Source organism: Streptomyces sp. NPDC001852, from assembly GCF_042891825.1.
GTDB lineage: Bacteria > Actinomycetota > Actinomycetes > Streptomycetales > Streptomycetaceae > Streptomyces.
Genome location: NZ_JBIATN010000032.1, coordinates 84,016 through 98,327 on the forward strand (window position 1 = coordinate 84,016; position 14,312 = coordinate 98,327).

Here is a 14,312-nt window from a genome sequence, read left to right on the forward strand (position 1 = left end):
CCTTGGTCATGGCTTCGTCAGATGGGGATTTCCTCGAGCATGTGATGGGCGGTGAGCTGGGGGATCTTGTCTTTCGTCAGGTACTGGAGGCCTAGACCGGGCTGGCCGAACCAGGGCCGGATCGGGCCGGCCTCGACGGTGAACGGCTGGGTGACCCGGTACAGGTGGTAGCTCCACGGACAGTACTCGACGTACTGGTCGAGGTTGCTCGGCGGAATCGCCCGCTTGGCGTACGGCGTGCCCGCGGGGGCGAGGAAGTTGCCGCCGCCGCTGCCGAAGAGGTCGACCAGCTGGCCCTTGCGGAGCGTCAGGGGGTGTTCGACCGGCTTGCCGTTCTTCAGCACGAAGCCGTGGTTGTCGGGGTACCACCAGCCCGACGTGTTCGTCTTGGGGTCCGTCCACCAGTAGCACGCGAGGAACGTGTTGGCGGACGTGTGGTCCGTGCGCTGATAGCCCTTCAGCATCTTGCCGATGGGGCCCGTCCGGGGCAGGAATCTGGGCCCCAGCCGCCAGTCGTTGCGGTAGTAGGGCATGTACTGCTTCGTCGGTGCTGAGCTGGGCCCGGGGTCGCGGTGTGCGGTCGGGCAGTGGGCCTTCTTCCCTGCACGGGCGTGGTCGGCGTGAGCCGTGGCCGGTGAGCTGCCGATCAGCAGGAGGAGCGATGCGACAGCGCTCCCCACCAAGGCGCGCGGTACGCGCATTCGGTGACCCTTTCTCTTCCGGCGCCAACCCGGCACCGCGTCGTCGTGTGACAGGGCTCAGTTCACGCGCGACATGCGGCGGAGAGGCCGAAGGCGCTGCAGACAGTCACCCGAACCGATGATCAGATGTCCTCGGACGGTCGAAGTGACGAGGGCGCTCGGCCCGGGGCAACGCCAGGCATGGGCCGGGCGTCCCACTGCGCAAGGGGACGGGTGGCCCACCACCGGGCGCCTTCGACCTCATCCGTGCACCTGTCACCCGCGTCCGTCCGGACCTGCGCTGCCCTGGGCTCTGCCGGGTGCGCAGGTGCCTGCGTCGGGGTGGCCGCACTGGCCGGAGCCGCTTCCGCACCGTGGCAGTCCGGGGCGCACGCCAGGGGCGGTCGTACGCGCTTGTTTGTCAGCCATCAGCGACACCTCAACGCGCGAACTCGGGTGCCTTCTCCGTGGGCAACGTGCGCATTGTCCGAAGCGGTGACAGGAAGTTGGGAAGGACACTCAGCGTCATACCCGCTGCACCAATCCACAAAGTGCCTGCTGCTCCGAACACGGAGCCCGAGGCTCCATCCAAAAGCCCACCGAGAGGAATGCCACCCCAGGAAACAAACCGAGCTGTTGCGCTCATCCGACCCAGAAGCCGATCCGGCGTCAGGGCCTGCTGGAAGCTTGACTGAGCCACCACGCGGACGACTCCCCCCCAGTGACAGAGCCGCGAGTCCGATCGCAGCCACGTACATGCTCCAACCCGCTCGCGTCAACGGCATGAGCACGGTCAACGGACAGGTAACCAGCGACGTGAGCTGCCCCGAGTTTCGTAGCGGTCGATCTTGTGTGTTTCAGGCGGCGTTCGGAGTGACCAAAGAACGGTAGTAGGCCGCCTCGAACTCCTCGGGTGGGGGGTAGTCGAGTGCGGAGTGCAGGCGCTCGGTGTTGTACCAGCCGACCCACTGCACGACGGCGCGTTCGACCTGGTCAGCGTCCCGCCAGGGGCCTTGGTGTTCGATCAGCTCGGCCTGGAAGGTGCCATTGAGGGCCTCGGCCATCGCGTTGTCGTACGAGTCCGCGACGCAGCCCACCGACGCGGCCGCGCCGACGTCCATCAGCCGTTCGCTGTAGCGGATCGAAACGCTATGCGCCGAAGGGCGGCCGCGACGTCCGCGACCTCGCGGCGCAGCCGGTCCCATGACATCTCGACGGGTTCGCCGCCCTCGGTCACGCTCACCAGTGCCGCACGTGCGTCGGTGGCCTGGGCCAGGCACCGTTCGGCGAAGTTCAGCCGGGCGCCGGTGAACCAGCGGGCGCCCGGCATGGTGACGTCGCCCAGCATTTCGTCGTGTCCGGTGACGGCGTCCAGGCCGTAGTACTCCCACACCGCCGATCAGAAGCCCGGAAGATCGGTGGAGCTCCACCGCCAGAGCTCGGCATAGTCGGCGAAGCGCAGGCCACGGGTCTCTTCCAGCCAGTCCATGAACACCGCGACGTTGGAGTCCTCCGGTTCGCGGCGTCCCGGGGTCCACAGCAGCTCGGTGTCCGGCGTCATGGGTGCTCTCCGGTGGGCGTCGCAGCGAGCGGTGCGCTTGCGGAGTCGGCCTCCAGGGTGCGGATCAGTTCCTCGGCCAGGGGCCACTCGCCGTATCCGGAGGCGGGGTTGAGGTGGCCGACCGCGCCCAGCTCCACGAGGCGGCTGCCCCAGTTGCGGGCGAGCCCGGCGACGAGCTCCGGTGCCCCCAGGGGGTCGTTGGCGCTGGCGGCGACGAGGCTGGGGAAGGGCAGCGGTGCGCGGGGTACGGGGGTCCAGCCGTGGTCGGCGAGTTCGGCGGGGGTGGGGTATCCGTGCGGCAGCGGTGTCTCGAAGTCCGGTGGCGTGGCGAGCAGCGCGCCACGTACGTCGGCGCGGTGGCGCCTGGCCCAGTGCACGGTGGTGATGACTCCGGCGCTGTGGGCGACCAGCAGGACCGGTCCGTCCAGGGGCGCCAGCGTGGCGGCCAGATTGCCGACCTGGACGTCCAGACTCAGTCGGTTCCCCTCCACCGGGGGAACCGTGCGAACGGCACGGCCGGCCTGGGCCAGCCGCTCCGCCAGCAGGGTCTGCCAATGGTCGGCGACGTGCTCGCGCAGACCCGGGATGATGACCACGGTGGGTTCCGCGGTGGGGCTCATGAGGGGATCTCCGACGGGTGCCTGGGCTCGGCCTTCACGGCGAGGTCGTCGAGACGGAGCAGGTCGCGTTCGTACCAGTGCCGACCGATCAGGAAGGCCACCGTGGCTCCGAGCGCGACGAGGGGCACGACGCGCAGGGCGCCCAGCAGACCCAGCCGGTCCGCGAGCGCGCCCGTGATCGCGGGCCCCGGGGCCAGCCCGAGCAGGCTGTTGGCCAGGGTGAGGGTGGCGAAGGCGGTCGCGGCGATGGCGGCGGGGGTCAGGTTGGCGACCACGGCCGCCGCGGGTCCGGCGGAACCGGCCGACAGCAGGGCGCCGACGGCGAGGGCCGACAACTGTGCTGGTCCGATGGGCAGTTGGAAGGCGAGGGTCAGCAGGAGGAGCGAGCCGAGGCTGCAACCGGCGGCGACGGCCCACTTGCGGATTGGGGTGGTGGAGCTGATGCGGTCGGAAGCGATGCCTCCGAAGATCATTCCGAAGCCGATGACCATCGCATAGCCGCCGGCGACCGCGCCCGCGCTGGCCGTGGTCATGTGGTAGTAGCGGGTGAAGAAGCTGGGCAGCCAGGACAGCAGCGCTCCTGCGATGAACAGTTGCAGTCCGCTTCCGACATAGGCACTGACGACGGAGACGGAGGAGAACAGGCGCGGTAGGTGGGCGCGCAGCAGCCGACGCTCCTGCGCGCCGGCCTCGCCCCCGGTGGTCCGTTCGCGCGGCGCGAGCCTGCTCTCCTTGACCACGACGCCGTACACCACGGCGAGCACCAGGCCGAAGATCCCCATCGCGGCGAACGCCCAGCGCCAGCCGGCCGCCTGGGCCACGGCGCCACCGACGGCGACGCCGAGCACCGAGCCGAAGGCGCCGCCCGCGATGAAAGCGCCGGAGAGGGTGGCCCTGAGGGTGATCGGGAAAACGCTGAGGACCACGGCGATGCCTACACTGCCGTACGCCGCCTCGCCGATGCCGACGAAGAGACGGCCGACGAACATCTCGCCGTAGCCCGCCGACACGGCGCATCCGAGGGTGGCCAGGCTCCACAGCGTGGCGGCGAGGAGCAGGCTGCGCACCCTGCCCCAGCGGTCGGCCATGAGGGACATGGGGAAGGTGAGCACGCCGACCGCCAGGGCCACGATGCCGCTGAGCGACCCCAGGGCGCCGTCGGACAGCAGCCATTGGGCCTTCAGCATGGGGAAGACGGCGTTGAGGACCTGTCGGGACATGTAGTCGGACAGCAGCAGGCCGAAGCCGAGTGCGAAGACCGTCCAGGCATAGCCTCTGGACACGGGCCATTCCGATGCGGATGCGGTCGGGGCCGTGGACTGCGCAGTGGTGTGAAACTCCATTGTCATCACCTCGACTGCTTGGGGAAGGGCAGGTCAGAACGGTCTGTCGCCGACGATCCCGGCGCGCTCCATCTTGCGGACGGCGGGCCAGTAGTCCTGGACGGCGTAGTGCTGGGTGGAGCGGTTGTCCCAGATGGCCACGCTGTTCGGGCTCCAGCGCCAGCGCACCTGGTACTCGGGGATGGCGGCCTGGCTGATCAGGTAGGTGAGCAGGTGGCTCGCGCCCGGCGCGTAGTCCTGGCCGAATCGCACGTTCTCGGGCGTGTGGTAGTTGACGAAGTGCGTCGCGAAGGCGTTGACGAACAGGATCTTCTCGCCCGTCTCGGGGTGCGTGCGCACGACCGGGTGCTCGGCATCCGGGAACCGTTCCTTCAGCGCGTGGCGCTGTTCCTCGGGCATGACGGCGCCGAAGGCGGCCTCGATGCTGTGCCGGGCGCGCAGCCCGTCGATCCGGGTCTTGATGTGGTCGGGAAGCCGGCGGTACGCCTCGGCCATGTTGACCCAGATCGTGTCACCGCCGACGGGGGGCGATTCGACGCACCGCAGTACGGCGCCCATCGAGGGGTTCACCCGCCAGGTGCCGTCTGTGTGCAGGGCGTTCTCGTAGTGCTCCGGGGGGCTGTCGAGGTCCTTGTAGATCCGGACCAGTCCGGGGTGGTCGGGGTCGCTGCCGGCGACGGGGTGGTCCTCCAGCGGGCCGAAGCGCGAGGCGAACGCGACGTGGTCGGCACGCGAGATGTCCTGGTCCCGCAGGAAGAGGACCTTGTACCGCAGCAGCAGGATCTTGATCTCGGCGAACAGGTCGTCGTCACGGGCCGCGTCGGCGAGGTTCACACCGGTGATCTCGGCTCCGATGGTGCAGGTCAGCGGCTCGGCTTCGACGGACGTGCGGCGCGCGCTCGGGCGCACCAGTGCCGGGGCGTGCCGCAGCGACGGCGAAACGGTGTCTGGCATGGGTGCTCACTCCCTGGGTGGATCTGGGTGCGCCCTCTCACAGGACGAAGACCGAGGACCCTGTGGTCCGGCCGGCTTCCAGGTCGCGGTGCGCCTGCTGCGCGTCCTCGAGGGCGTAGCGCTGGTTGATTTCGATCTTGATGCGCCCGGAGGCGACGTGTTCGAACAGCTCGCCGGCCAGCGCGGCGCGCTCGGCGGGGTCGGCGATGTAGTCGGCGAGGGCGGGCCGGGTGACGAACAGTGAGCCCTGGACGGCGAGTTGCATCGCGTCGATGGGGGGTACGGGACCGGAGGCGGTGCCGAAGCAGACCAGCAGGCCGCGGCGGGACAGCGAGGCGAGGGAGCCGGCGAAGGTGTCCTTGCCGACGCTGTCGAGCACCAGCGGTACTCCGATGCCGTCGGTCAGTTCCCGCACCCTTTCGGCGACGTTCTCCTGCCGGTAGCGGATGACGTGCCGGCATCCGTGTGCGCGGGCGATCTCCGCCTTCTCCTCGCTGGAGACCGTGCCGATGACACGGATGCCGAGCAGTGCGGCCCACTGGGAGACGATCAGGCCCACGCCGCCGGCCGCCGCGTGCAGCAGTATCGTGTCCCCCTCTCGCAGCGGGTGGATCCTGCGCAGCAGATAGGCCGCCGTCAGGCCGCGCATGGTCATCGCGGCCGCCGTCTCGCAGCTGATGCCTGCGGGCAGCCGGATCAGGTGCGAGGCATCCATGACCCGTTCGGTGCTGTAGGCCCCGAGGGGGCTTCCGGTGTACGTCACCCGGTCCCCCGGGCTGACGTGGGTGACGCCCTCGCCGACGACTTCCACCACTCCTGCGGCCTCGACGCCGATGCCGTCGGGCAGCCGTACCGGGTAGAGCCCGGTACGGAAGTAGGTGTCGGCGAAGTTGAGGCCGACGGCCTCGTGCCGGATGCGTACCTGGCCCGCTCCGGGGTCGCCGACGGACACCTCCTCCCAGGTGAGGACGTCAGGGCCACCGGTTTCGTAGAAGCGGACGGCGTGTGCCACGGAGAGCTCCCGGAGGGGGTCGCAGGGGTGGGGGAAGGGGGGGGCCGTGGATCAGCCCTGGACGTCGCGCAGCATGAAGCCGCGCTGTCCAGGGCGGCGGTTGGGCACCATGCCGAGCCGGGCGAGGGTCTCGTCGGCATCCGCGTAGTACTCGCCGAGCTTGTAGATCCGCTTGGCGTCCGCTCCCGTGGCGATCTCCCGGCCGAGCGCCTCGGAGATCCGCACCATCTGCTCGACCTGGGCGACGGAGGACATCCGCTCGCCCTTGGCGCGCCACAGGTTGTCCTCGTTGCCGACGCGCACGTGCTGGCCGAGGGCGATGGCGACGGCGTTCATCGGGGCAACGGCGCGCATGGAGCTCTCGATCGTCAGGACGGCGCCGTCCGGCACACGGCGGATGAACTCGACCAGGTCGGCGGGGTGTCGGCCGGCGAAACCGCCGCCGATGGCCACGTAGTTGAGGATCAGTGGCCCGGTGTAGATGCCCGCGCGGATCAGCCGCTCCACGGTCTCCAGCTGGGCCAGGTGAGCCAGCTGGAAGTGGGGCTGGATACCGTTGGCGTGCAGGCGCTTGAGGTGCTCCAGGTAGAACTCCGGACCGGCCTCGACGACCATGTCGCGGTAGGCGCGGTAGTAGTCCGGCTTCGCGATCGACGTGCCCTGAAGGTCGTCGTCGTTCATGATCTCGACGATGTTCATCTGGCTGGTGTTGATCGCGATCGTCACCTGGTCGGGCGCCGGGGTGAGGTCGGCCAGCAGGTGGCGGGTGTCGTAGGCGAGCCACTTGGCGTCGCCGCCCTCGCCCTCGGGGGCGAAGGAGATCGAACCGCCGATCTGGAGCACCATGTCCGGCACGGCCTCACGCAGCCGCCCGAGCAGTTCGTTGAACATGGACATCCGCTTGGAGCCCTTGCCGTCGAGCTCGCGGACATGGATGTGGAGCACCGTCGCGCCGGCGTTGTAGCAGTCGACGGCCGCCTGTACGTGCTCGTCCATGGTCAGGGGCAGGTCGTCCGCGTCTCCGGGAAGCCACTCGGGGCCGTACGGCGCGGCCTGGATCACCAGCTTTTCCTGGTTCTCGGGGAAGAGAGAGTCGTCGTGGAAGTGCACGGTGCTTCTCCTTGTCGCAGGGGTGATCGCGTCACGGGGCAGGCGGTGGACGCGACGACAGGGCATGCGGCAGCGGACGTCCGGGCCGGTGGCGACACCTGGCCCAGGCAGTCTTGGGCCGGTCCGGAGGGAGTGCTCTCAGGGGAGCAGCAGAGCGCCCCCTCCGGAGGCCGGCCGCCTGCGCGGTGGTGCCACGGTAGGGCGAGCGGTAGGCATCTGCTTTGCCTGCGGGGACAAGTGACTTGCCGATCGGGGACAGATCCGGCGGGCCATCGGGACCTGCCGTCACGCCAGGCGTCCTGCGGGCTCAGCTTCCGCCGTGCGTCGCCGTGCCGCCCCGGCTCTTGCGCCACTCCCGCGGCCCGGTGCCGAAGTGCTCGTGGAACCAGCGGGAGAACGCACTCAGCGAGGAGAACCCCAGCAGCGTCGAGACCTCGGTCAAGGAGCGGCTGGGATTGGCGACGAACTGCTCCGCGAGCCCCATGCGGGTCGAGTTGAGCAGGGAGGAAAACGTCTCGCCGGAGCGGGCCAGATGACGGTGCACGGTGCGCCGGTCGACGCCGAGACTGCGTGCGATCTGCTCGATGGAGCAGCGCCCGGTCGGCAGCAGCGCCTCGATGAGGTCGCGCACCCGGTCGGCCTCGGACGCCTCCCTGGGAGCCGCGACGGGCTCGAAGTACTGGCGGGTGTAGCTGCGCAACTGCGCGTCGGCCATGGCGTTGGGGGCGTCCAGGTCCTCGGCATAGCAGACGATGCCGTTGAAGTCGCGGTCGAACTCCACCACAGGCCCGAACAGGCGGCGGTGGCCGGTGGTGTGCCGTGGCGCCGCGTGCGCGAAGCAGACCGATGACGGGCGCCAGTGCGGGCCTAGGAAGCCGCACAGCACGCGGTGGAACGCGCCCACGGCGAGCTCCGTGCCCTGCCGGGCCGGCTGCGACTCCCCGAGCCGGAGATCCACCTTGAGCGTGGCCACCCCGTTGCCCTCCGAGAGCCGGGCGTGCAGAACCTCGTTGTACGTGTGCTGATGGCGGATCAGCAGTGCCAACGCGCTGCGTACATCAGGCTCTTCACGGACGAGCAGGCTGATGGGACCGAGATTGGAGAAGCGCCGCAGCTCCGCCAGGAGCAGACCGAAGTCCTCGCGCCCCGAGGCAACGGCCGACAGCTCCAGCAGTCTGACGACCGCAGTGCCGGAGATCCACCGGTCCTGCACGGCCAGGTCCGCGGTGTCCAGGCCGACGCTCTTCATCAGGGCACGGGGATCGAGACCGAGGGAACGGCTCAGCTCGACGTAGCCGTTCAGCGCGGCGGTGCGGACAAGGGGCCTCATGGGCACGCTCCAGGGCGGCAGGGTCCCCAAAAGTTAAGTTTCCCGTCCCTGTGCGTCAAGCATGGGAGACGAGTGATTCGTAGCATCCCCGTTCAACGCGACCGTGTGGCGACCGGCAGCCGTGCCGCCTGACCGCCACACCGCAGAAAGAAGCTGCTCGGCTCACAGACCTCGCGGAGGCGACCATGGCCGAAACCCCGGATACGAGGACGGCGCCGACCAGACCGTTCACGAGTCCCGCCCTGTGGTACGGCCCCGATGTGGCAGATCGTGACGACTGGATGGTGCGGCTGTTCGCCGAGCACTGTCAGGAACTGCGTACGGCTGTGCACACCGCCCGCGGGCGCGGCGCCACCCTGCTGCGGACGACCGTCGCCGACTTCCCGCTGCCCACGCTGGCCACCGAGCTCGAACGCGCGGCGGCGGCACTGGCCCACGGACCGGGCTTCGTCCTGCTCCGGAGCGTGCCGGCAGATCTGCTCGGCGAGGCGGATGCGAGCACTGTGCTGCGCGGCATCGGCCAGTACCTCGGCAGGCCCGTCCCGCAGACCGCCGACGGCCGCATCCTCTGCCACATCCGGGACACCGGCCCGGTGCCGAACGGGCCGGCTTCGCCCATGCCCCTGACCCGGGCGGCGCTACCATTCCATACCGCCGAGTGTGACCTGCTCGGCCTGCTGTGCCTGCGACCAGCCCGCTCGGACGGCCGTACGCTGCTGGCGAGTGCGGCCGCCGTACACAACGCCGTGCTCGACACCCGCCCGGACCTCGCCGGACGCCTGTACCGCAGCCACCTCTTCGACCGTCAGGAGGAACGGGCGCCCGGTGAGGAGGCGTACCTGGCCTCTCCGCTTGTCACCCGGCACGGCGACAGACCCAGCATGCGCTACGACCGCGCCCGCTTGGCCAACGCCGCACACAGTGCCCGCGACAATGGTCCGGATGGCGCCCGGGCCGCCGACCGGGAGCTGTACGACCTCATCGAGACGACGGCCGCCTCACCCGCCGTCCAGCTCGAACTGGATCTCCGGCCCGGTGATCTGCTGCTGCTCGACAACCACGTGGTGCTGCACGCCCGCTCGGCGTACGAGGACTTCGACGCACCGGAGCACAGACGCCACCTGCTGCGCATGTGGCTGGCCCGCGACGAGGACACCAACCCAACCGGCCGGTCAGCCGGACCGCACATCCACTCTGTGCCGCGCACCGGCGTCGCCCCGAGCGACGTCATCCGCCCCCGGAGCCTGCGCGGGGCACGCCCCGGCTGTGGCTCTATGCCGCCGCGTACCCACTGACACGAATCGAGGACGCCCCCAGTCATGACCAACCTCGCCACGCTCCTGGTGAACTCCGCGGCCGTGCACGAAGCGCACGTCGCCGTACGCCAGCGAAAACCGCGAGCAGGAACCCAGCAAGCAGGGCAAGTGAACCGAAGAGATCGACGACGTCCCGCCAGTTGCCCAGCCGCATGGCCGCCAGCACGACCAGGAACGTGATGTTGGAGACCGCGGCCGCCGTGGGGTGCCACGACCGTCCGGTGGATTCGGCGTAGCGGCGCAGGAGCAGGCCGATGGCGAACGGGACGAGTTGCAGGGGCGCCACCGTCCGCACCAGCGCGCCGACGTCACCCTGCTGCACGGTCGCCAGCTTCGCCCCGAAGAGGCCGCCCGGGGACGAGGCGATCAGGATGAGCGCGATGAAGGAAGCCGAGGAGAGGCCGAGCAGCGCGCCGAGGCCCCAGCCGAGCAGCGGGATGACCACCATGTTGGCGATCAGCGCCAGGAGCAGAAGCGGAATATCGGCGAAGACGCTGCGCAGGGCCGGGACGGTGGCTCGCAGACCGGCGGCGAACATGGTGGCCCCGATGAAGATGACCGTGACTGCGTTGAGGACGAGATGCAGGGCGTCCATGGTGCTTCCCACGCTGTCAGTCGCTCAGGTCCCCGAGCCAGCGCAGGGCGCTCAGGCTCGGCAGGAAGCAGTACTGGCCTCCCCGGGTGACGACGAATCGGGGCAGCGGGGCGAGGCGACGCCGCACCGGCCGACGGGGAATGGTGTAGCCCGTCTCTCCGTCCGCGGATCCGACGACGGGGGTTCTTCGCGTTGCCGGCACCGAAGAAGCCGCTGTCGTTCATCCACTCCGACTGGACGAACTGGAACTGCCGGCCCAGGTGGGCGCCTATGAACGCGAACATCAGGCCGCGGTCCGCTCCGTCGTCCTCCAGCACGCCATCGGGCAGCGGAGGACCATAGACGGCGCCGCGGCGGATCATGCGGTGCAGCCGCACCTCCCCGGCCACCGAGGCGTCGCGCGGGAGGGAGAACGACCGCCGCAGGGTTGATCTCCATGTCCACCACCCGCCATCCGGTGGCCGGGCGCGTTCATGTTCCCGCCGGATCGCTCGGCGCGCGCGGCGGACGGGCGTAGATGGCCGACACCCAAGCAATCGGCTGATGTTGCGGAGGCCGCAGGTCAGGCAAGCGGAAGAGGCTGCTCCGTCCAGACTGTCTTGCCGTCATGGGTGTAACGGGTGCCCCACCGCTCCGTGAGCTGCGCGACCAGGAAGAGCCCGCGTCCGCCCTCATCCGTACTGAGGGCTCGTCGGAGGTGGGGGGACGTGTGGCTGGTGTCGGACACCTCGCAGATCAGACAGTGCGTACGGATGAGACGCAAGGTGACGGGGCCAGCTGCGTACCGGTAGGTGTTGGTGACGAGTTCGCTGGCAACCAGCTCGGTGGTGAAGGCCAGATCGGCCAGCCCCCATTCGGTCAGTTTCGCCGTGGTCAGCTCTCTGGCGCGGGCGGCAGCGGTCGCTTCCAAGGGCAGCTGCCATGAGGCGACATTCTCTGGCCGGAGCACCCGGGTGCGTGCGATGAGCAGCGCGATGTCGTCAGTGGGAAGGTGGTCCTTGGGCAGCAGCGCATCGACCACGGCGTGGCAGGTCTGGTCCACCGGTTCTCTGGCGCGGGTGAGACATGCGCGCAAGGTCTCCAGCGCGGTGTCAATGTCGCCATTGCGTGCCTCCAGCAGGCCGTTGCTGTAGAGCGCGAGCAGGCTGCCCTCGGGGAGCTCCAGATCGTATGTTTCGAACGGCAGTCCGCCCAGGCCCAGCGGCGGACCGGCGGGCAGATCGAGCACAGTCACCTCGCCATCCGGGGTGGACACCGCCGGCGCCGGATGGCCGGCGCGTGCCAAGAGGCAGTGCTGGGAGACCGGATCGTAGACCGCGTACAGGCAGGTGGCTCCGAGCATCTGCTCGATCGCCCACTGGTTGCCGTCAGCGTTCGCCTCTATCTCGGTGGCCAGCAGACTGACCAGATCGTCCAGCCGCGCCACCACCTCGTCGGGTTCTAGGTCGAGGCTCGCCAGGGTACGCACGGCGGCGCGTAGTCGGCCCATCGAGGCCGCTGCGTGAATGCCGTGCCCGACCACGTCGCCCACGACGAGGGCGACCCGGGCGCCTGACAGCGGGATCACGTCGAACCAGTCACCGCCGATGCCCGGTTCGCCGCTGGCTGGGAGGTACCGGCAAGCCACCTCCACAGCCGGCAGGTCGGACCCTGTCTTCGGCAGCAGGCTGCGCTGAAGAGTGAGAGCGGCGCTCTGCTGTTGCGTGAAGCGGCGCGCGTTGTCGATGCAGACGGCGGCACGCGAGGAGAACTCATCGGCCACTGCAGCATCCTCACGTTCAAAAGGTTCCGAATTGCCCGACCGCCACAGGCTCACCACGCCCAGGACCCAGCCGCGTGCGACGAGGGGTACCGCGATCAACGAATGAACTCCGAGCCCCATGGCGATCTCGACGCGCCGGCGGTCCATTGCGTACCACTCGGGGCGGAGGGACAAGTGCTTCTCGAGAATCGGACGACGCTCGGCCAGGCACCGCGCCTGCAGAGATTCTGGAAGCAGCGGGACGACATCGCCTTCCTGGAACGGAACGCGGCGTTCTGGTGGTATGAGGGCAGCCCGGATCAGCGAACCTGTCACACCGGGCACGGGATCGTCACCGTACGTCACGGGTTTGAGGAGGTCGACCGAGCAGTAGTCGGCCAGGCCGTGGACGGCCACCTCGGCCAGTTCCCGAGCGGTCTGTGCCACGTCCAGCGAGGTTCCGATGCGGGCGCCCGCCTCGTTCAGCAGGGCGAGCCTGCGTTGCGCCCGGTGGCGCTCGGTCACGTCCTCGATCGTCTCGGCCACGCCGAGAACCCGGCCCGAGGCGTCTTCCATCCGGAACGCCGAGACGGACACGATCCGCTCCCGCCCCGGATCGTGGCGTGCCCGAGCGGACTGCTCTGTGAAGATCAACGGCTCACCGGTCTCCAGGACGTGCCGGACCCGTTCATCTGCCGGACCCGCGTCCTCGTCGACCAGGAACTCGCGGGGGCGGTGGCCCACCGGCGCCTCGGCCGGGACGCCACTCGCCTTTTCGACCGCACGGTTGACCCGGATCACTTTCCTGTCCGGGCCGTAAGTGACCAGACCGATCGGGGACCGGCGGTACAAGCCGTCCAGCAGCGCACGGTCCCGCTGCCAGGCAATGACATCGGCGGCAGGAGCGCCGACCAGAAGCCACTCCTGACCGCCCCCCTCCCGGGTGACCGCACGGGCCCGGAAACCCATCTCCACACGGCGCCCGTCCCGGTGCCGGACGGGCAGCACACCGAACCATCCCCCCGCCTTCACGGCGTCTACGACGATGGACCGCGCGACAGGCAAGTCACGGGCATCGACCAGGAGGGTCTGCCACGCCCGTCCGATCACATCCTCGGCCGTATAGCCCAGCAGCTCCTCCGCACGTGTGCTCCAGGCGACCACCGTGCCGTGATCGTCGAGCGCAGCGGAAGCACCACGCCCGAGGGCGAACGGATCCTCAGGGCTCTCGCTGAAATGCGTCGACGGTGTCCCCATAGCCACCACCCTGCCTCCGTGACTCGATGTTCCTCCCGGCGGTCTCCGTCCGCGACTCTTCCGTCCCTCTCGGCCCGGAGCTTCGGCAGGAAGTCATGGCGACACTCAGCGTGTGCTGCTTCGGCTGCTTCTCCGGCAAGGCCTCAGTGGACGTTAAGTCCGATCTTCCTCGGTTCGTGATCGCTCGATGCCGGCGCCGGACCTGCGTCCTTGACCGTCAGAGGCGTCCTCACCTTCCACCGCGATGAGCGATTCGCCGGCTTCGAAACTCTCGACGCGCTCCGGGCGTGGGCGGATTTCTACGTCGGCTACCAGCGCGCCTACCAGGAGGGCTGCACCCTCGGCTCCCTGGCAAGCGAGATCATCAAGACGGACCTCGACGTGCACGACGAGGTCGCCAGTGCCTTCGACCAGTGGAGGGGGATCTTCCGCGAGGGAATCGAGCGCATGCAGCAACTCGGCCGCATCAGCGCTGAGGCAGATCCCACGCCACTGGCCAATCTGCTCCTTGCCGCCTTCCAGGGCGGCATGCTCCTCGCCCAGGTCGCGCGGGACATCACTCCGCTGAAAGACGCGTTGCAGTCAGCCATCGACCACCTGCAGACCTTCGCGACGTCTCCCGACGCCGGCGTGCGCCAAGCTCGGGGCGCGTGACGCACGCGTGGATGCCGGGCCATGTGCTCCAGCACCTGGACACAGCCGACGGGGCTCGCACGAACCTGGCCGGTGCCCTGCTGCCATGACCCACGAGCCCGCCTGACTGCGAAGCGCCCCACAGCCGTCACACCGCTCT

14 protein-coding genes are annotated in these 14,312 nt (G+C 69.4%); 2 read left to right on the top strand and 12 right to left on the bottom strand.

The genetic code is table 11. The features are described 5' to 3' along the window. Positions 1–17: 17 nt before the first annotated feature. The 10 genes from ACFYZB_RS38380 to ACFYZB_RS38425 all read right to left on the bottom strand — a co-directional run bounded on the left by ACFYZB_RS38380 (position 18) and on the right by ACFYZB_RS38425 (position 8,610). On the bottom strand, positions 18–701 hold the full coding sequence (locus ACFYZB_RS38380; protein WP_388766355.1) for a TNT domain-containing protein: 684 nt from the start codon (positions 699–701) through the stop codon (positions 18–20). Between the two features lie 836 nt (positions 702–1,537). Continuing rightward, on the bottom strand, positions 1,538–1,801 hold the full coding sequence (locus tag ACFYZB_RS38385) for an integrase core domain-containing protein (RefSeq protein ID WP_388766357.1): 264 nt from the start codon (positions 1,799–1,801) through the stop codon (positions 1,538–1,540). Continuing rightward, complete coding sequence (locus ACFYZB_RS38390; RefSeq protein ID WP_388766360.1) at positions 1,801–2,073, bottom strand: hypothetical protein; 273 nt, start codon at positions 2,071–2,073, stop codon at positions 1,801–1,803. Before ACFYZB_RS38390 ends, ACFYZB_RS38385 begins: the two co-directional genes overlap by 1 nt. A 6-nt stretch (positions 2,074–2,079) precedes the next feature. Then, on the bottom strand, positions 2,080–2,241 hold the full coding sequence (locus ACFYZB_RS38395) for a hypothetical protein (protein ID WP_388766362.1): 162 nt from the start codon (positions 2,239–2,241) through the stop codon (positions 2,080–2,082). Continuing rightward, positions 2,238–2,861, bottom strand: a complete 624-nt coding sequence (locus tag ACFYZB_RS38400; protein ID WP_388766363.1) for an RBBP9/YdeN family alpha/beta hydrolase — start codon at positions 2,859–2,861, stop codon at positions 2,238–2,240. The genes ACFYZB_RS38395 and ACFYZB_RS38400 overlap by 4 nt, the downstream gene beginning before the upstream one ends. Beyond that, complete coding sequence (locus ACFYZB_RS38405; protein ID WP_388766365.1) at positions 2,858–4,144, bottom strand: MFS transporter; 1,287 nt, start codon at positions 4,142–4,144, stop codon at positions 2,858–2,860. The genes ACFYZB_RS38400 and ACFYZB_RS38405 overlap by 4 nt, the downstream gene beginning before the upstream one ends. A 93-nt stretch (positions 4,145–4,237) precedes the next feature. Next, positions 4,238–5,158, bottom strand: a complete 921-nt coding sequence (locus ACFYZB_RS38410; RefSeq protein ID WP_388766368.1) for a TauD/TfdA dioxygenase family protein — start codon at positions 5,156–5,158, stop codon at positions 4,238–4,240. Positions 5,159–5,195: 37 nt separating this feature from the next. Further along, positions 5,196–6,170 (bottom strand): quinone oxidoreductase family protein, encoded by a 975-nt coding sequence (locus ACFYZB_RS38415; RefSeq protein WP_388766370.1) that lies wholly within the window; start codon positions 6,168–6,170, stop codon positions 5,196–5,198. Between the two features lie 51 nt (positions 6,171–6,221). Beyond that, complete coding sequence (locus tag ACFYZB_RS38420) at positions 6,222–7,280, bottom strand: 3-keto-5-aminohexanoate cleavage protein (protein ID WP_388766371.1); 1,059 nt, start codon at positions 7,278–7,280, stop codon at positions 6,222–6,224. 307 nt (positions 7,281–7,587) lie between these two features. After that, complete coding sequence (locus ACFYZB_RS38425; RefSeq protein WP_388766373.1) at positions 7,588–8,610, bottom strand: AraC family transcriptional regulator ligand-binding domain-containing protein; 1,023 nt, start codon at positions 8,608–8,610, stop codon at positions 7,588–7,590. 260 nt (positions 8,611–8,870) lie between these two features. On the opposite strand from ACFYZB_RS38425, the gene ACFYZB_RS38430 reads away from it, so the two are divergent. Then, positions 8,871–9,905, top strand: a complete 1,035-nt coding sequence (locus ACFYZB_RS38430) for a TauD/TfdA family dioxygenase (RefSeq protein ID WP_388766375.1) — start codon at positions 8,871–8,873, stop codon at positions 9,903–9,905. A gap of 22 nt (positions 9,906–9,927) precedes the next feature. On the opposite strand, the gene ACFYZB_RS38435 is transcribed toward ACFYZB_RS38430, so the two are convergent. Together ACFYZB_RS38435 and ACFYZB_RS38440 are read right to left on the bottom strand one after the other, a co-directional pair. Then, positions 9,928–10,521, bottom strand: coding sequence for a hypothetical protein (locus ACFYZB_RS38435; RefSeq protein ID WP_388766376.1), 594 nt, complete (start codon positions 10,519–10,521; stop codon positions 9,928–9,930). Positions 10,522–11,083: 562 nt separating this feature from the next. Next, positions 11,084–13,519, bottom strand: coding sequence for a SpoIIE family protein phosphatase (locus ACFYZB_RS38440; RefSeq protein WP_388766378.1), 2,436 nt, complete (start codon positions 13,517–13,519; stop codon positions 11,084–11,086). A 210-nt stretch (positions 13,520–13,729) separates the two neighbouring features. Here ACFYZB_RS38440 and ACFYZB_RS38445 point away from each other — a divergent pair, with 210 nt between their 5' ends. After that, positions 13,730–14,173, top strand: a complete 444-nt coding sequence (locus tag ACFYZB_RS38445) for a TetR family transcriptional regulator C-terminal domain-containing protein (RefSeq protein ID WP_388766381.1) — start codon at positions 13,730–13,732, stop codon at positions 14,171–14,173. Positions 14,174–14,312 lie beyond the last annotated feature (139 nt).